The organism is Marivita sp. NO-S04, assembly GCF_059070475.1.
In genome coordinates this window covers 3,020,493-3,037,027 of the sequence record NZ_CM180980.1, presented here as the reverse complement: position 1 = coordinate 3,037,027, position 16,535 = coordinate 3,020,493, and the positions used below count along the sequence as shown (strand labels likewise).

The window sequence follows — 16,535 nt, the reverse complement described above, 5'->3', positions numbered from 1 at the left end:
CCTCGACAGGAGCATCCATGGCCGCCAAAGATAACGACGACGCCAAGACCGAAGACCGCGAGGATGATGTCAGCCTCGACATGAGCCAAGCTGCGGTCAAAAAGATGATCGCCGAGGCGCGTGAGCGCGGCTACATCACATATGATCAGCTGAACGACGTATTGCCGCCCGATCAGGTCAGTTCCGACCAGATCGAAGACGTTATGTCGATGTTGTCCGAAATGGGCATTCAGGTCACCGAGGATGATGAAGAGTCCGACGAAGACGAAGACAAGGGTTCGACAGACCTCGTTCAGACAGCACGGCCTGGCGAGGTTGCCCTTGCATCCGGTACTTCGGAAAAACTGGATCGCACCGATGATCCCGTCCGGATGTACCTTCGGGAGATGGGCAGTGTAGAACTGCTGAGCCGCGAAGGCGAAATCGCGATCGCAAAGCGGATTGAGGCCGGTCGAAACACAATGATTGCGGGCTTGTGCGAAAGCCCGTTGACCTTTCAGGCGATCACCATTTGGCGCGAAGAACTTCTGAGTGAAGACATCCTGCTGCGCGATGTGATCGACCTTGAGACCACATTCGGCAACCAGATGGGCGATGAGGAAGATGTCGCATCAAGCGTTGTTGCTGGGACAGAGGTGTCTTCGTCCGAGAAGGAAAAAAACGAGACCGAAGAATACGACGCGGATGGAAACCCTATTCGTCGCGAAGACGATGATGACGAGGACGAACAGGCGAACATGTCGCTTGCCGCGATGGAAGCCGCGCTCAAGCCGCGCGTGCTTGAAACGTTGGACCGCATCGCTCAGGACTACGAAGAACTGGCCAGCATGCAGGACAACCGCATCTCGGCTACGTTGAACGAAGACGGATCCTTCAGCAAAGGCGACGAACAGCGGTATCAGAAACTGCGTTCTGAAATCGTTGTTCTGGTGAACGAACTGCACCTGCACAACAACCGGATCGAAGCGCTGATCGACCAGCTCTACGGGATCAACAAGCGCATCATGTCGATCGATTCCGCGATGGTGAAGCTGGCCGATCAGGCCCGCATCAACCGCCGCGAATTCATCGATGCCTATCGTGGCCGCGAGCTTGACCCCAACTGGCTTGATGAGATGGCCGAGAAGGCTGGTCGCGGCTGGCAGATGTTCATCGAACGCTCGCTGGACAAGGCCGAAGAACTGCGCGCCGACATGGCGCAAGTTGGCCAATATGTCGGTCTGGATATCAGCGAATTCCGCCGCATCGTGCAGCAGGTCCAGAAGGGCGAGAAAGAAGCCCGTCAGGCGAAAAAGGAAATGGTCGAGGCAAACCTGCGCCTCGTGATTTCGATCGCCAAAAAGTACACCAACCGTGGTTTGCAGTTCCTTGACCTCATTCAGGAAGGCAACATCGGCCTGATGAAGGCGGTCGATAAGTTCGAATATCGTCGTGGTTACAAGTTCTCGACCTATGCGACATGGTGGATCCGTCAGGCGATCACACGCTCTATCGCGGATCAGGCGCGCACCATCCGTATTCCGGTGCATATGATCGAAACGATCAACAAGCTGGTCCGCACCGGTCGCCAGATGCTGCACGAGATCGGTCGCGAACCGACGCCGGAAGAACTGGCCGAAAAGCTCCAGATGCCTTTGGAGAAGGTTCGAAAGGTGATGAAGATTGCCAAAGAACCGATCTCGCTGGAAACGCCGATTGGCGACGAGGAAGACAGCCAGCTCGGCGATTTCATTGAGGACAAGAATGCTGTGCTGCCTTTGGACAGCGCCATTCAGGAAAACCTCAAGGAAACCACCACACGGGTTCTGTCGTCGCTCACCCCGCGCGAGGAACGTGTTCTGCGGATGCGCTTTGGCATCGGCATGAACACCGACCACACGCTTGAAGAAGTGGGTCAGCAGTTCAGCGTGACGCGTGAACGTATCCGTCAGATCGAAGCCAAGGCGCTGCGCAAGCTCAAGCACCCGAGCCGGTCGCGCAAGCTGCGGTCGTTCTTGGATCAGTAAGCGATGTCGTTTCTGAAGAAACTTTTTGGCGGAGGCGGTGGATCAAGCACACCGCCTTCGACCCCTGCCGAAGTTCACAACGGTTACACGCTGTACCCCGAGCCGGTCAAAGACGGCGGCACGTGGCGCATTGGTGCACGCATCGAGAAAGAAATCGATGGCGAGGTCAAATCGCACTTCATGATGCGTGCAGATACCTTGCAGAGCTTTGATGAGGCATGTGCAGCCTCTTTGAATAAAGCGCGGATGTTTGTGGACCAGCAAGGCGACAGTATTTTCAGGTAACCCTCGAAACTCACACAGACGTGACAGCGCCATCCCGCACAATGGCTCTGCGCGAATATGCGTTTTTGTGAAGGTGGGGAATGCACATCTGAGCGTCATGAAAGGACACTCAGATGAAACACACCTTGACTGCTTTGCTCCTGCTCTTGCCGGTATCTGCCTTGGCGTATCCTGACCAAAACGTTCCGAACGGTCAAAGTGCCGGAGATATTGTGGACACTGTTCTGCCGCAGCCATCGACCGGCCCGGTGGTGGCCACGACCCCGACAGGCACATCCTGACGCAAAAGGCGCGCCCTGAGCGCGCCTTTTTCTTACGTGCGATCCGCCTGATTGGGATCGCTTGTCGTACCCGGGCCTGTTTTCGGGTCCGGGTTTGTCTGTTTCGGACTGTCCGACGTTTTTGGCACGTCCTTGTATTTGTCGGGCCAAGGAAAACCGGTGCGATCGGCTTGGTTTGGATCCGATGTAGAACCGGGTCCGGTTTTTGGATCTGCGTTTTCCGCTGTCATTATTCGCTCCTTAATTCGTGGGCATCACAAAGACTTCCTGAATGGTCGCACGTGGGTCTGCGTTCAGTGCAAAGAGCACCGACCGTGCCACGTCTTCAGGCTTAAGCTTGTCAGGCTTGGCGTCGTCAAAGAACGGGGTGTCCACCATGCCGGGCGCGATCACGGTGCAGCGACCGCCCCATTCGCGCATTTCTTCCGCGATGTTCCCACCATAGCCATGCACGAACCACTTGGATGCGCCATAGACCGACCCTTTGATGTGGCGACGGCCCGCCGCGGAGCCGGTCATCAGGAGGTGACCCTTGGCGGACTTGAGGTGCGGCATCGCTGCCATTGTCGTCCAGAGCAACCCCATGATGTTCAGTTGCACCATGCTGTGCCATTCGTCGGGGTCGCCCGCCTCGGTCCCGGACGCGCTCAGGCCTGTGCCCGCATTGGCAAAGGCTGCATCGACCGCGCCAAATTTATCCGCCAACTTTGCCAGTGCATCGGTCTGAGAGGCGAGATCGGTTGCGTCACCGGGAAGGGCCAGTGCGTGATCGCCGAATTCTTGGGCCAGCTTGGCTAGCTTGTCTTCGGACCGGGCAAAGAGGCCGACATTCCAACCCTTTTCCACGGCTGCGCGCGCTGTTGCTGCTCCGATGCCAGTGGAGGCGCCGGTGATGAAGAGTGTCTTGCGGGTCATGAAATGTCCTCTGCGTTGATGTCTGATGTCAGACCACCAACGCAGAAGGGGTTGGTCCGGGTTCCCCCGGAACCGTTAGGTCAGCTCAAATGCTCGTTGAAAAACGCAATAGTGCGATCCCAAGCGAGATCTGCCGCCGCTTCGTCATAGCGGGGTGTGCTGTCATTGTGGAACCCGTGGTTCACACCGGGATAGATGTGCGCGGTATAGGTTTTACCATGCTCTTGCAGCGCTGCCTCGTAGGCGGGCCAGCCTTCGTTGATCCGTTCGTCGAGCTCGGCATAATGGATCAGCAAAGGAGCTTGGATTTTTGGTACATCCGCCGCGCTGGCCTGTCGGCCATAGAACGGCACCGATGCGCCCAATTCGGGATAGGCCACCGCCATCGCGTTGCAGACGCCGCCGCCATAGCAGAAGCTGACACAGCCGACCTTGCCTGTGGTGTCGGAGTGATCGGCAAGGAATTCGTAGGCAGCGAAAAAGTCGTTCATCAACTTTTCACCATCGACCGTACGCTGCAGTTCGCGGCCTTCCGCATCGTTGCCGGGATAGCCACCGACGCTGGTCAGACCATCTGGAGCCAGAGCGATAAAACCCGCCTTCGCGACACGGCGTGCCACGTCTTCGATATAGGGGTTGAGGCCGCGGTTTTCGTGAATGACAACCACTGCTGGTGCCGGACCTGTCAGGTTGGCAGGCTTCACAAGGTAGCCACGGACTTCGCCATGTCCGTTCGGGGACGGGTACATAATGTACTCCGGCAGGATGTCGGGGTCGTTAAAGCTGACTTGTTCGGCCAGCGCATAATTCGGCGACATCATGTTCAGCAGCGCTGCAGCGGTGAGACCGCCCACCGCAAACTTGCCCGCGCGGTCAAGGAATTCGCGCTTGGTGATCCGGCCATGGGCGTAATAGTCATACAGCTCAAGCAGTTCCTGATCGAAATCCTTGGCCGTCATTCGCTTAGTCGGGGTAATCTCGTTCATGTCTTTGCTCCCTGTCAGGCCGCCGCATCGGCAGCGATGTGAATTAGGATAGCGCTCTTGCGGCGTGTGGCTATTGTTCGTTTATGCAGACCGTTTTTCAAATTCACACAAATGGGTCGGGGCTGTACGAATTCACCCGTTCGGTTGCGGGTTGGGTGACGGGTACAGGGCTGCTCACTCTTTTTGTGCAGCACACATCGGCAAGCCTTTTGGTGCAAGAAAACGCCGATCCCGAAGTTCGGACTGATTTGACCGAATTCTTCCACCGTCTCGTGCCACCGAGCGCCGATCCGTCCATGTCCTACCTAACCCACACCTATGAAGGGCCCGACGACATGCCTGCACATATCAAAGCGGCGCTGCTGCCGGTGAGCCTGTCGATCCCAGTTTCGAACGGGCAGTTGGCGCTTGGAACGTGGCAGGGTATCTACCTATTCGAACACCGGTCAGCACCGCATACTAGGCGAGTGGTAGCGCATGTGTCTTGACCAAGATACTGTAATGCGGTGTTTCGCTCCTCTGGTCGGCTGCTGGCAGACCGATAACAAGACACGGGTCAAACGATGCGCAAACTGATCTGGACAGGACTGCTTGGTGTGGGGGTACTTTTCACCGCCGTGACCGTGGTGCCGTTCTACCTGTCCAGACACGCGGCGACCGAGGGTGGCAGTTGCCTGACCCTTCGCGAGACGTCAGAGCGATGCAAGTTCGTGGGGGCACCGCTTGAGATGGCCGGATCGCCTGTCTTTGTCGAGAAGTTCGCCCATGCCTTTCTGCCGACCTCCAAGGAGCTGACCTTTATCGACTCGCGTGGGGATGTCTGGACAGCTCCGGTCAAAACGCTGACCGACGGCGCGTCCATTCCCACGATTTTCGAGCCCATCATCGGCGATCGCCAAAGCCGCGACTACCTTTTGGCGGCGGCTTTGCATGACGCGTTCTGCGGCGTAGGGAACGAAGCGTTGTCAACGTTTCAGACCCGTGCATGGGAAGATGTGCACCGCATGTTCTTTGAGGCGCTCATTGCATCTGGGACGCCGCCGCAGAAGGCCAAGCTGATGTTCGCGGCCGTCTATCTGGGTGGCCCACGCTGGGATGATCCCAAGCGTGCGCTGGACAATGTTCCGAACAGTGATCTGCTTCGTGAATTGCAGTGGTGTGCCGAATGGATCGACGCGACAAATCCTACAGTGGATGAGATTAAGACGTGGATGCAAAACCGCGAAGCCAACCTGATCGCAGGCACGTCCATTGCCCCGGTCTTGTAAGCCGATCCCCTGAAACATCAGGGAAATTCCCCGCCTTGGCGCTTCTGCACCACCACAGTTTGCGGCCTGAATTCCCCTCTACCCAAAACCTCGCTGCTGACCTATAGTGGCTGTGGATAAGTGGGGAAAACCCACAGTTTGAGGCAGAGATAAAAAGAGGGGAACGGCCAATGCGCTGCCCGTTTTGTGGAAACATCGACACACAGGTGAAGGACAGTCGCCCGGCTGAAGATCATGTAGCCATTCGGCGCAGACGCTTCTGCCCGGCCTGTGGAGGCCGTTTCACGACTTACGAGCGCGTGCAGTTGCGCGACCTCGTGGTCATCAAGTCCAACGGCAGGCGCGAGGATTTCGACCGCGACAAGCTGGAGCGCTCGATCCGGATGGCGATGCAGAAGCGCCCGATCGAACCGGAACGCATCGACCAGATGATTTCGGGGATTGTGCGGCGCCTTGAGAGTCTCGGGGAAACCGACATTGCGTCCAAACAGATCGGCGAGATCGTGATGGAGACACTTGCCCGGATCGACACGGTTGCCTATGTGCGCTTTGCAAGCGTTTACAAGAACTTTCAGGAAGCCGACGATTTCGACAAGTTCGTCAGCGAATTGCGGCCAAACGAAAAAGACAAACCTAAATCCGAAGAGTGACATTGCACCATGCGCCCGGATGATGCGCGCCATATGCACCGGGCGCTGGAATTGGGCCGCCGCGGAATTGGAAATACGTGGCCCAACCCGGCGGTGGGCTGCGTCATAGTCAACGGCGACGTCGTGGTTGGAGAAGGTTGGACCCAACCCGGCGGTCGTCCACATGCCGAAACCGAAGCATTGGCGCAGGCGGGCGAGGCGGCACGCGGCGGAACCGCGTATGTGACGCTGGAGCCCTGTTCGCATCACGGGCTGACCCCACCCTGCACAAATGCGTTGATCGCGGCGGGCATCGTGCGCGTCGTGGCCCCGTTTTCCGACATTGATCCCCGCGTGTCCGGTCAAGGTTTTGATCACCTCCGCGCTGCGGGTGTCGAGGTGGTAACGGGTGTCTGTGCCGATGACGCGGCGGATGATCATGCCGGGTTCTTCTGTCGTATCGAAACCGGACGGCCCTCACTGACACTCAAGCTTGCAACAAGCCTCGACGGCAGGATCGCAACCGCCAGTGGGGACAGTCAATGGATCACGGGCGCTGAGACCCGTGCTTTTGTGCATCGCCTGCGCGCAACACATGATGCGGTGATGGTCGGTGCAGGAACGGTGCGCGCGGATGATCCGCTGCTGACGGTGCGCGGGTTTGATGTGCCTCGGCAACCTGTCCGCATCGTGGTGTCCCGTAAGTTGGATTTTCCGGTGGATGGCAATCTGGCGCGTACCCTCGACATCGCTCCACTTTGGTTGTGTCACGCAGATGATGCGCCCGACGACCTTCGGGAAGCATGGACAACGCGGGGCGCAAAGCTGATCCGTGTGCCCTTGCAAGGCAGACAAGTGGAAATTCCGGCACTGATGCAGGCGCTGGGCGCTCAGGGCTTAACACGCGTCTTTTGCGAAGGTGGCGGCGAATTGGCAGCCAGCCTGCTGTCGGCGGATGTTGTCGACCAGTTGGATTTGCATATGGGCGGTGTCGTGATCGGCGCAGAGGGGCGGCCGGCGCTGGGTGCGCTTGGCCTTGACCGATTGTCGGAAGCTCCGCGTTTCGCGCTGAAATCCGTTCGGCAAAGTGGCGATGACGTTGTGCAAAGCTGGATGCGTCAGCGCCGCCAGAGCGACGCGTAACTGGCCAGTATCCCCTGTGCCTTGGCCAGAAGCCGCAATCCTTTGGCGCTGGGCACGTCGCCATCGCGCAGCCTGTCCAGCACAATTTCGATAGGGCAGGCCTGTCCCGTAACAGGATCGAAATAGCGCGGGTAGTCGATCAACGTCGCATGTACCAACATCTCGAGCGAGACCACCTGACCGCGGCGCGTCGGCGTCGGGCACAAGTCGGTCGTCAAACCCCATCCAGCATAAAACGGCAAACCGAGCGTTGTCACCGGTACGTCACGCAGCAATGCTTCGAACCCTGCAAGTGAGGTCATGGTCCAGACCGCATTTACCTGTGGTAGCAGACTGGCCATCGGGATGTCTGTGATGACCCTGTCGGCCCATTGGAGGGCGTCTTCGACAACGCCGGGCCGCAGACCTGCGACGACATCGGGATGCGGTTTGTACAGGATCATGGCGTCCGCATTGGCATCCCGCACCCGTTTGAGAAGCGCCGCATTGGTCTGGATTTCGGGGCTGCCAAGGACAACCGACGCATCGTCTTCCACCTGCCCCGGAACCAGCAGCACAGGCCTTTTGTCAGAAGGCTCAAGCTGCGGACCTTGCGCGCCGGATGCGTATTTGGTGACTCGTTCGGACACGAGGCGGCGCATGATCTGTCGTGCCCGCGCAAGCGCATGGTCCGGCAGCGAAGTGCTTTTTGCAATCAGGGTCTCAAGCTGTGACAACCGCGTCGGGTCAAAATAGATGCCCGTTTCATCGAGAACCAGTGACAGCGGGGGCACAAGGTTTGCTCCCAAACCTTGCGAACGGATGAATCCGTCCTCGACGCATACGTCGCCCTTCTGCGCGGCACGGCCCCACGCCATCACCCGAACATCGGCTTTCGATTGCGCAGTCCCGAACCGCATGGGTTTCTGGTGCCCGAACATCGCTTGCATGTGCGGACGTTTCCAAAGACGGATGTTGCGTCCGACCCAGCCGTGGCGATCCTCGATCCAAGCGCGCTGGGTTGCTTCCAGCGTGCCGATGACGCGCTCCAGTTCACACAGGCGGTCGTGATAGGGATCGTACCAGACCGGATAGCGCAGCATTGCGCCTGCAAAAAGCTGCGCGCGGGTCAGCTTGCGCTGGCGGCGGATCAGCTGATGTTCGTCCTCGCTTAGCCCCCATCCTGCGTAAAACGGCGTTCCGAACACGCGCGGTTTGTGGCCTGCAAGGATCGCTTCGAATCCCATTTGCGACGACAGGGTGTAGACGGCGATTGCGCCGTCCAAAAGATCCATGGGTGCAAACGCCCCGTCGACAAAGGAAACGCGACCCTGTGCCTGATCTTTGGAATAATGCCCGGCCCGTTTCCCGGCCTGCGTTTCCGGATGCGAGCGGATAAGAATGCGCGCAGTGGGATGCTCGGTCTGTGCAAAATACAGCATCTCGGCAAATCTGGCGCGCGCCATGTCAGGCCCCGGCACCGACGCAAGAACCGAGGCATCCCCCTCGGCCTGATCTATCACCAGCACGTACCCCGGCTCGGGAAGCGGCAGGTCGGGGTCATTAGCGCTGTATTTGGACAATCGCGCCCGTTGCCAGCGCGCCATCATATCCCGTGCAGAATTCAAGAGCGCGCTATCGTCCAACGGATCGTTGATGAGCAGCGTCTCGAGATCGGACGGGCGGGAAGCATCAAAGTGTAGCCCGGTTCGGTCCAGAACCAGTCCAAGTGGTGGTTCGCCGGATATACGACCTGGATGAAGCGATCGCAGGAACGCGTCCTATACCCGAAGGACCTGGGCCTCCCGGCCATCTGCCACGGCAAGGCCACGCTCTGCACTGGGCGCCGCTCCCCAAACGCCGACCCAGTCTTCCTTTGACGGTCGCCCGAGTGTCACTGACCATCCCGCAAGCTGCAAAATTCGTTTGACGCGGGCTTGGGTCAGAAAGCCGGAATTGTAGACATACAAACGCCGGGACATCTCTGCCCCGGCGTTTTCCAGTGAACTCGGAGGTTTCATCGCCCCGTTACTCGGTGACAGTTCCGCCTGTCGCCACGCTTCCCAAACTCTGCGCGCCGCTCAGAGTGCCCGTGAGCGATGCGATCGTGCGGTTCCATTGAACGATGGGAGCTTCGGTTACGTAGATCGTATCTTGATCGCGGATCAGGAAGTCGCGCGCCATGAACAACCCGTTCGGCTCGGTCAGGTCCATCACATAAATCAACCGCTGCGCACCGACGAGATCGGTCCGGCCCAGCACCGCGTTCGCGATCTCGGCAGGTTCATTGCGGAACACGAAGACACCGGTCGGATCGGCAGTGCTCGCGCTCAATCCACCAAGCTGCGCAAGTGCTTCGACCAGCGACAGGGTCTGCGACTCGAAGGTCAGGCGGGTTTGCGCGCCAGCTGCACCAAGCGCCGTGAACGACCGTTGATCCGCTTGGATCAGAATGCGGTCACCATCGCGCAGGGCGATATCCAATTCAGGATGGTCATACAGGTCTTCGAACCAGATTGTTTCGCTGACGTTGCCACGTGTGAGCGTGATCTGTGCAATCTCGGCCACTTCGCCAACCCCTCCGGCATTGGCCAGCATGGCGGCAAGCGTACGGGTCGGGCGGGTGATCGGATAGATGCCCTGCACGCCGGCGGAACCAAGGATCGACACGTTGGCCCCGTCGCCAGCGGTCCTGCGAACTTCTACCTGCGGGTCAGGAGTCTGGTCCTCAAGTTTTTCCGTAATGATCCGACGGATGGCCTCGGGTGTGTTGCCCGCTGCCTTGATCCGCCCGGCATAGGGCACGAAGATGAAGCCTGATCCGTCGACCTGGACGTTCTCCAATGCAGTTGCATTGGAGGTAGGCCCGGCCAAAAGCCCGTCATCCACGTTTTCCCAGATTGTCAGCCCAAGCACGTCGCCGGGGCGGATGATATCGGCGCTTTGGATGCCTGCAGTCTTCAGCTTATCTGAAAATCCAAGGGCCGGAACAAAGGCGGTCGCTCTGGTCACGCGATCATTGATCGCCACAACGAACGCATCGCCTTCACGCTGCACGGAGCCTGCGAAGATCTGGTTTTTCGTAGGACCCACACCCGGCAAGCCGCAGGACGCGAGGACCGATGCCGAAAGCACCACAGCGATGGGCCGCGCCCACCGGAATTTCGAACTGAACACTGCTTGGTCTCCTCGACCAGTTATTGACTGCCTCGGTTTATATTTTTGCGGTAAGTTACCGGAATCCAGTGAGTTTGGCCAGTACTAGGGCTGGTGCTTTTCAGCGAACGACACGCAACTGTTGCGCTGCGGTCTCGCGTGACTGCAACCTCAGATCATAGGGGTCATTGGTCGACACCATCCGATCCACCACGTGCCGAAGCAGCTGGGCGCGGCCTTTCGATGAATAATACCCGCCAGGAAGCTGGCTCGTCTCCAGAAGGAATTGCCGGTAGATCGCATAGGCATTCGGGTCTGGCGGCATGGGATCAGCGAAGAATTCGGGCAAGGGCTGGCCCGACACGAGGCCAGGCTTGTCATAAACACTGACACCAAAACTGCGCACAGGAAGTCCGCGCCATAAGGCCTGATGCGCCGAAGTCGAATTCACCGTCACCGCAGAGCGTGCAGCTTGCAGGAGGTAGGCCAGCTTGCCGCCGCGCACGAAATGCACGCGGTTCGATACGCCGCGTGCTCGTGCGGTATCGCGAATGGTCCGGTCCAGCGGCGCGCGCCCGTCTTCCAGAGGATGTGCTTTGAACACCAGCCGATGATGCTGTGGCGCACCGTCGGCGAACCCCGCAATGACCATGTCGACAAATTCGGTCTGCGACGCAAAATCGGAAAAAGCCCGAAAGCTGGCGTCATGTTCCAATTGCAGCAGTACGACGTGGTAGGGACGGCCACCAGCCCGGATGCGCCGGGTTGTGATCCAGCGTCCCACCATGTGCCGCGGCCGCCGCAAAAGCCGCAGAACCTGAAGACGAAATTCTTCGGCAACTGTTTGATCGCGGTGTGGCTGGTAGTGCGGAAACTGCTGGTTTCGAAACAGAACATGCCAATGGTACAGCGCGCCGTGGATCATGTGCATCCGCAAGTCACCCCAGCGATCCGGCGGGACCGCCGGTACATCCGCGGTGCGGGTCAGAGCGTTTGTCATCTGCTCCAGACTGATCTGCATCAGCTTCGAATTGCCGTTTGACCCATCCCGTTCATATGTGGCCCAATAGGGGCGAAGATAGCCTTCCTCGAACACGTGAATGGTCAAACCGGCCGCTTTGGCGATTTGGATCGCCTCGGCATGATGCCTGCGGACATCGCCGTAAAGGACCAGATCGGAGGCCTGTGTTTCATCAATCCAGCGCGTGAGCTGATCGCGCCACGCGGGGATCGGATCGTGGAACACCAGCAGCGAACCCGCATCTTTCCAGCGTGACGCATCGCCTGCGTTGAATGCCACCCGAAAACAGGTGGCACAGGTCTCGCGCAGCCGATTGGCCAATTCGCTGAAGAACGGACCGTGCGGTCCTTGCAAAAACAGAAAGACGCGCGGTTGGGTGGTCTTGGGCTTGCCCGTTGTGTTTGTCATGTCGGCGCAGTATCCCTCGGACTACCTGAAGACTAACACAACAGGCAGCATTCTGAGAATCAAAATCCGCCAGATTTTGCGCGGGTGACGACAGCGAGGGCGAGTTCATGTTTACCGGGATCGTGACCGACATCGGAGATGTCCGCAGTCTTGAACGGCGCGGCGATCTGCGCGCCCGGATCGGGACGCGCTACGACACGCAAGGCATCGACATCGGTGCCTCTATCGCGTGCAGCGGCGTTTGCCTGACCGTGGTGCAGCTTGGCCCTGACTGGTTTGATGTCGAGATCAGCGCGGAAACCCTCGACAAGACCAATATCGGCCAATGGGTCGAGGGCCAGAAGATCAACCTTGAACGGGCGCTCAAAGTGGGCGACGAGCTGGGCGGGCATATCGTGTCGGGTCATGTCGATGGTCTGGCCGAGATCGTCGAGATGCGGGCCGAAGGCGACAGCGTCCGCTATACGTTCAATGCCCCTCGCAGCCTTGCGCGGTTCATCGCACCCAAGGGGTCGGTGGCGTTGGACGGCACATCGCTGACCGTGAACGAGGTTGAGGATACACAGTTTGGCGTGAACATCATTCCCCACACGCAAGAGGTCACGACCTGGGGTGCGTCCAAGGTGGGCGACAAAGTGAACCTCGAGATCGACACTCTTGCGCGCTATGTGGCGCGGCTTGCCGAAATGCAGGGGTAACGAACGCGTTGACGCTTTCGGTGGTTCAGTCGACTGAAACACGCCCCTCGGCCATCGCCGCAACAGCACGGCGCCCCAGAACCCACGTAATCATCACACCGCCACCATAGGCCGTGATCAGAAACAGAAACGGCCCGAACAGCGGGGCCCCCTCGTACAGCGCAATCAGCAGCGGCGTGCCACTCAGGTTCCCAAGGTTTCCCATCTGCGCCAGCGCCCCGTTCGCCATGGCCCGCGACTGCGCATCGGCGTTGATCTGTGGCACCACAGCAAAGCCCGCGCTTTGCACCAAGGCCATGCTTGCAAAGAGCGCCAATACCGTCACCGTCGTAAAGCCCACCCCCAGGATCGCCACAGCCACCCCCGCACACAGCGCGAAGCCCAGCGTCACAACGGGCTGCGCCGGGTGGCGCGACAGGATGGCAACCCCAACTGTCAGCGCGACAGCGATGGACACCAAAGGTGCTATCGCGGCCAGCCATGTCGGGGCGGCACCCCCGGTCAGCAGCGGCAACGCTGTCAGGACAGATACGAAGGTCAGGGTATAACACAGCCACGCCAAAGCCGGGGTGGCAATGCCCGGTGTCGCATAGGCCGTCAGATGACGGCGCAGTACGGATATCCGCGCGGCTGGCGCGGGCGGTATCACGGGATGCGGCAAGACCAGTAGAATAGCTGCGCAGGCCACGGCCATCCACACACCGTGTGCCCCAATCAGCAGGGACAATCCACCATGTGCGATCACCCAAGGGGCGATGATCGCTGTTAGCGCAAAGGCCACCCCGAAGAACGTGCTCCAAAGTGTGAGCGCGGCAGGGCGATATTGGTCTGGCACCGCTTCGGCGATCAGGGTTGGCGCGGCGACCACGATCAAAAGGTGCGACGCACCTTCCAGAACACGGCTCAGCATCAGCACCGACAAATCTGGCAGGGTGGCTTGCCAAAGCGACATGGCCGCCCCCAAGGCCAGCGCTGCAACCAGCGCCCGGCGCGCACCGATGCGCGACACGACAATCCCTGCCACTAACCCGAGGATGAGGCCGACAAGGCTGATGAGCGATACGGCAAGACCAAGGATCGCCTCGCTTTTCCCCGGATAGACCTGTGTCAGAGTGACGAAACTCACCGCCAGTTTGGAAAACTGCCCTGCTGCGCCAAGTCCCGCCAGATACAGCGTCAAGGTCAACAAAAGCGGATGAGGGGTGCGCATAGGGGACCTTTCAGAACTAAGCGCACCATCTGTGATGCCGATCCGGCCCGCAATGCGCGTTCCGCGTTTTTCTTTGCTCCGGGGCGGCATATGTTGAAAGCATGACCGCTTTGCCCGCCTCCCTTCAAACCTGGTTCGACACGCGCGGATGGGCGATCCATCCGCACCAGAAACAGATGTTGGACCGCGCGTCCGATCCCTGCCTGCTGCTCATTGCGCCCACGGGGGGCGGCAAGACACTGGCTGGGTTCCTGCCGACGCTTGTCGACCTCGCTCAGAAACCGCGCGACGGGTTGCACACGCTCTATGTCAGCCCGCTCAAAGCGTTGGCCGCCGACATCAAACGCAACCTGCGCACCCCCATCGACGAGGCAGGCCTGCCGATCCGGGTCGAGGATCGTACCGGCGACACCTCTGCCCATATCAAGAAACGTCAACGCGCAGACCCGCCACATATCTTGCTGACCACGCCTGAATCGCTTGCCCTGCTGACCAGCTATGAAGACGCGCCCCGCATGTTCAAGGGCGTGCAGCGAGTGGTGGTCGACGAAATCCACGCGCTTGCGGAATCGAAACGCGGCGATCAGCTGATGTTGGCGCTGGCGCGGTTGCAGGCCATGTGCCCCGACCTGCGCCGCGTTGGGTTGTCGGCGACGGTCGACGATCCGGCTGCCATTGCACGGCTTTTGGCTCGTCATCCCGACCCCTGTGAGATCATCGCCGCCGATCCGGGGCCAGAGCCTGACATTTCCATGCTGGTGACTGAAGAAGCCCCGCCTTGGTCTGGTGGAGGCGCGAAATACAGCATTCCTGCGGTCTTGGAGCAGGTGAAACAGCACAAGACGACGCTCATTTTTCACAACACGCGTGCGCAGGCCGAAATCTTTTTTCACAACCTGTGGCTCGCTAATGAAGACGCTTTGCCCATCGGTATTCATCACGGATCACTCGACCGGCAACAGCGCGAAAAGGTCGAAGCGGCGATGGTGCGCGGTGACTTGCGGGCGATTGTCTGCACTGGAAGTCTGGATCTTGGTATCGACTGGGGTGATGTGGATCTGGTGATCCAGATCGGCGCGCCTAAGAACGTCAAACGTCTGGTGCAGCGGATTGGTCGTGCAAACCACCGTTACAACGCACCGTCCAAGGCGCTCTTGGTGCCAGCCAACCGGTTTGAAGTGGTCGAATGCGTTGCAGCTCTTGAGGCGGTCAAGGCGCATGATCTGGACGGCGAATGGCGCGGGCGCGGCCCGCGTGACGTGCTGTGCCAGCATATCCTGATCGCGGCTTGTTCCGGCCCGTTCGACGCGGATGCGCTTTTTGCAGAGATGACCGCTGCCGGGGCCTATGCTGATCTAAGCCGCGAAGAATTTGACGCCTGCCTGAATTTCTGTGCCACAGGTGGATATGCCCTGCGCGCCTACGACCAGTGGCAACGGCTCAAGCAATCTCCAGACGGAAGTTGGCAATTGCGCGATCCCCGTTCTGCTGCGCGCATCCGTCAAAATATCGGGACGATTCAGGACACCGATACGCTTAAGGTCAAATGGCGGGGCCGGGGTGGCGCGCCACTGGGCGAGATCGAAGAAGGGTTTGCAGCGACCCTGACCCGTGGCGATACCTTTCTGATTGGCGGTCAGATTGTACGCTACGAGGGCCTGCGGGAACTAACGGTCGAAGTCACCCGCGACCCCGGACGCAAACCCAAGATCGCCACGTTCATGGGCACCAAATTCGCCACGTCTACGCAATTGTCGAATCGTATCCTCGGGATGTTCCAACAGGACGACTGGCCAGATCTACCGCGTCACACGCGGGACTGGCTGCAGATGCAGCGGCGTGTCAGTCGCCTTCCCGAACCAGGGCGGTTACTGATTGAAAGTTTCCCGCATGATGGCCGTGAACAGCTCGTGGCCTACGGCTTTGCCGGGCGCAACGCGATGCAGACGCTTGGGCTTTTGCTGACCAAGCGGATGGAGGAGGAAGGCCTTGCGCCGATGGGATTCGTTGCCACCGATTATGCGGTGCTGATCTGGGGGCTGGATGCGGTGATCGACCCCGCACCGCTATTCGATCTGGCGGCTTTGGAGGCGGGACTGGAAGGCTGGCTTGCGGGCAATGCCGTGATGAAACGCACCTTCCGCGCGTCGGCCACCATCGCCGGGCTGATCGAACGCAATCTGGGGGGGCAGCGTAAGACGGGGCGGCAAGCAACGATGTCGTCCGACATCTTGTATGACACACTGCTCAAATACGACCCGGACCACCTGCTGATGCAGATCACCCGCGAAGAGGCGATGCGCGGGTTGGTCGATTTCGCCCGCATTCGCGAGATGGCGGAACGGGTTGGAGATCGGATTGACTTGCTGCGTCTGGACCGTGTCACACCTCTGGCGGCCCCCCTGTTCCTCGAACCGGGGCGCGTGCCGGTGCGCGGGATGGCGGACGAACGGTTGCTGGAAGAAGAGATCACGCGACTGATGGAGACCAGCGGTCTGGCGCAGGTCGAGGCGCAACCGAGCAAGCCGAAATGGCGGGTGCCCTATTGAC

Annotated in this window: 14 protein-coding genes and 1 pseudogene; 9 read left to right on the top strand and 6 right to left on the bottom strand. The window is 59.5% G+C overall.

Annotated elements, in window-relative coordinates; all coding sequences use genetic code 11:
• The first annotated feature begins 17 nt into the window (after positions 1-17).
• The 3 genes from rpoD (at position 18) to ACK3EW_RS15485 (ending at position 2,572) form a co-directional block, all read left to right on the top strand.
• Positions 18-2,006 carry an RNA polymerase sigma factor RpoD gene (gene rpoD / locus ACK3EW_RS15495; RefSeq protein ID WP_493806890.1) on the top strand — a complete coding sequence of 663 codons (1,989 nt, stop codon included), beginning with the start codon at positions 18-20 and terminating at the stop codon, positions 2,004-2,006.
• 3 nt (positions 2,007-2,009) lie between these two features.
• The gene (locus ACK3EW_RS15490) at positions 2,010-2,291 is read left to right on the top strand and encodes an HlyU family transcriptional regulator (RefSeq protein ID WP_493806889.1); all 282 of its coding nucleotides are present in this window, start codon (positions 2,010-2,012) and stop codon (positions 2,289-2,291) included.
• Between the two features lie 113 nt (positions 2,292-2,404).
• Positions 2,405-2,572 (top strand): hypothetical protein, encoded by a 168-nt coding sequence (locus tag ACK3EW_RS15485; protein ID WP_493806888.1) that lies wholly within the window; start codon positions 2,405-2,407, stop codon positions 2,570-2,572.
• A 240-nt stretch (positions 2,573-2,812) separates the two neighbouring features.
• Here the strand turns inward: ACK3EW_RS15485 and ACK3EW_RS15480 are convergent, their stop codons facing one another.
• Positions 2,813-3,487, bottom strand: a complete 675-nt coding sequence (locus ACK3EW_RS15480) for an SDR family oxidoreductase (protein ID WP_493806887.1) — start codon at positions 3,485-3,487, stop codon at positions 2,813-2,815.
• An 80-nt stretch (positions 3,488-3,567) separates the two neighbouring features.
• The gene (yghX, locus tag ACK3EW_RS15475) at positions 3,568-4,473 is read right to left on the bottom strand and encodes a YghX family hydrolase (protein ID WP_493806886.1); all 906 of its coding nucleotides are present in this window, start codon (positions 4,471-4,473) and stop codon (positions 3,568-3,570) included.
• An 83-nt stretch (positions 4,474-4,556) separates the two neighbouring features.
• Between yghX and ACK3EW_RS15470 the strand changes: the two genes are divergently transcribed.
• The 4 genes from ACK3EW_RS15470 (at position 4,557) to ribD (ending at position 7,513) form a co-directional block, all read left to right on the top strand.
• Complete coding sequence (locus tag ACK3EW_RS15470) at positions 4,557-4,961, top strand: secondary thiamine-phosphate synthase enzyme YjbQ (protein ID WP_493806885.1); 405 nt, start codon at positions 4,557-4,559, stop codon at positions 4,959-4,961.
• Between the two features lie 75 nt (positions 4,962-5,036).
• On the top strand, positions 5,037-5,741 hold the full coding sequence (locus ACK3EW_RS15465; RefSeq protein WP_493806884.1) for a DUF1353 domain-containing protein: 705 nt from the start codon (positions 5,037-5,039) through the stop codon (positions 5,739-5,741).
• A gap of 170 nt (positions 5,742-5,911) precedes the next feature.
• Positions 5,912-6,391: a transcriptional regulator NrdR gene (nrdR, locus tag ACK3EW_RS15460; RefSeq protein ID WP_085628265.1), complete on the top strand. Its 480-nt coding sequence runs from the start codon at positions 5,912-5,914 to the stop codon at positions 6,389-6,391.
• Positions 6,392-6,400: 9 nt separating this feature from the next.
• Positions 6,401-7,513 carry a bifunctional diaminohydroxyphosphoribosylaminopyrimidine deaminase/5-amino-6-(5-phosphoribosylamino)uracil reductase RibD gene (ribD, locus tag ACK3EW_RS15455; protein ID WP_493806883.1) on the top strand — a complete coding sequence of 371 codons (1,113 nt, stop codon included), beginning with the start codon at positions 6,401-6,403 and terminating at the stop codon, positions 7,511-7,513.
• On the opposite strand, the pseudogene ACK3EW_RS15450 reads toward ribD, so the two are convergent.
• From ACK3EW_RS15450 to ACK3EW_RS15440, 3 genes and pseudogenes are all read right to left on the bottom strand, one after another.
• Positions 7,489-9,513, bottom strand: a pseudogene (locus tag ACK3EW_RS15450) (capsule polysaccharide biogenesis protein). The gene ribD and the pseudogene ACK3EW_RS15450 overlap by 25 nt on opposite strands.
• 7 nt (positions 9,514-9,520) lie before the next feature.
• The gene (locus ACK3EW_RS15445; protein ID WP_493806882.1) at positions 9,521-10,669 is read right to left on the bottom strand and encodes a polysaccharide biosynthesis/export family protein; all 1,149 of its coding nucleotides are present in this window, start codon (positions 10,667-10,669) and stop codon (positions 9,521-9,523) included.
• 100 nt (positions 10,670-10,769) lie between these two features.
• Positions 10,770-12,077 carry a capsule polysaccharide biogenesis protein gene (locus ACK3EW_RS15440; RefSeq protein WP_493806881.1) on the bottom strand — a complete coding sequence of 436 codons (1,308 nt, stop codon included), beginning with the start codon at positions 12,075-12,077 and terminating at the stop codon, positions 10,770-10,772.
• A gap of 107 nt (positions 12,078-12,184) precedes the next feature.
• Here ACK3EW_RS15440 and ACK3EW_RS15435 point away from each other — a divergent pair, with 107 nt between their 5' ends.
• Complete coding sequence (locus ACK3EW_RS15435; RefSeq protein WP_493806880.1) at positions 12,185-12,775, top strand: riboflavin synthase; 591 nt, start codon at positions 12,185-12,187, stop codon at positions 12,773-12,775.
• Between the two features lie 25 nt (positions 12,776-12,800).
• Here the strand turns inward: ACK3EW_RS15435 and ACK3EW_RS15430 are convergent, their stop codons facing one another.
• On the bottom strand, positions 12,801-13,985 hold the full coding sequence (locus ACK3EW_RS15430; RefSeq protein WP_493806879.1) for an MFS transporter: 1,185 nt from the start codon (positions 13,983-13,985) through the stop codon (positions 12,801-12,803).
• Between the two features lie 101 nt (positions 13,986-14,086).
• Between ACK3EW_RS15430 and ACK3EW_RS15425 the strand changes: the two genes are divergently transcribed.
• Positions 14,087-16,534, top strand: coding sequence for a ligase-associated DNA damage response DEXH box helicase (locus ACK3EW_RS15425; RefSeq protein WP_493806878.1), 2,448 nt, complete (start codon positions 14,087-14,089; stop codon positions 16,532-16,534).
• Position 16,535: the final 1 nt, after the last annotated feature.

What these genes read in the sequence shown, in the direction of transcription:
- ACK3EW_RS15490 (WP_493806889.1), top strand. Translation starts at nt 2,010, where the DNA reads ATGTCGTTTCTGAAGAAACTTTTTGGCGGAGGCGGTGGATCAAGCACA.
- ribD (WP_493806883.1), top strand. Translation starts at nt 6,401, where the DNA reads ATGCGCCCGGATGATGCGCGCCATATGCACCGGGCGCTGGAATTGGGC.
- yghX (WP_493806886.1), bottom strand. Translation starts at nt 4,473, where the DNA reads ATGAACGAGATTACCCCGACTAAGCGAATGACGGCCAAGGATTTCGAT.
- ACK3EW_RS15430 (WP_493806879.1), bottom strand. Translation starts at nt 13,985, where the DNA reads ATGCGCACCCCTCATCCGCTTTTGTTGACCTTGACGCTGTATCTGGCG.
- rpoD (WP_493806890.1), top strand. Translation starts at nt 18, where the DNA reads ATGGCCGCCAAAGATAACGACGACGCCAAGACCGAAGACCGCGAGGAT.
- ACK3EW_RS15425 (WP_493806878.1), top strand. Translation starts at nt 14,087, where the DNA reads ATGACCGCTTTGCCCGCCTCCCTTCAAACCTGGTTCGACACGCGCGGA.
- ACK3EW_RS15470 (WP_493806885.1), top strand. Translation starts at nt 4,557, where the DNA reads ATGCAGACCGTTTTTCAAATTCACACAAATGGGTCGGGGCTGTACGAA.
- nrdR (WP_085628265.1), top strand. Translation starts at nt 5,912, where the DNA reads ATGCGCTGCCCGTTTTGTGGAAACATCGACACACAGGTGAAGGACAGT.
- ACK3EW_RS15485 (WP_493806888.1), top strand. Translation starts at nt 2,405, where the DNA reads ATGAAACACACCTTGACTGCTTTGCTCCTGCTCTTGCCGGTATCTGCC.
- ACK3EW_RS15440 (WP_493806881.1), bottom strand. Translation starts at nt 12,077, where the DNA reads ATGACAAACACAACGGGCAAGCCCAAGACCACCCAACCGCGCGTCTTT.
- ACK3EW_RS15480 (WP_493806887.1), bottom strand. Translation starts at nt 3,487, where the DNA reads ATGACCCGCAAGACACTCTTCATCACCGGCGCCTCCACTGGCATCGGA.
- ACK3EW_RS15435 (WP_493806880.1), top strand. Translation starts at nt 12,185, where the DNA reads ATGTTTACCGGGATCGTGACCGACATCGGAGATGTCCGCAGTCTTGAA.
- ACK3EW_RS15465 (WP_493806884.1), top strand. Translation starts at nt 5,037, where the DNA reads ATGCGCAAACTGATCTGGACAGGACTGCTTGGTGTGGGGGTACTTTTC.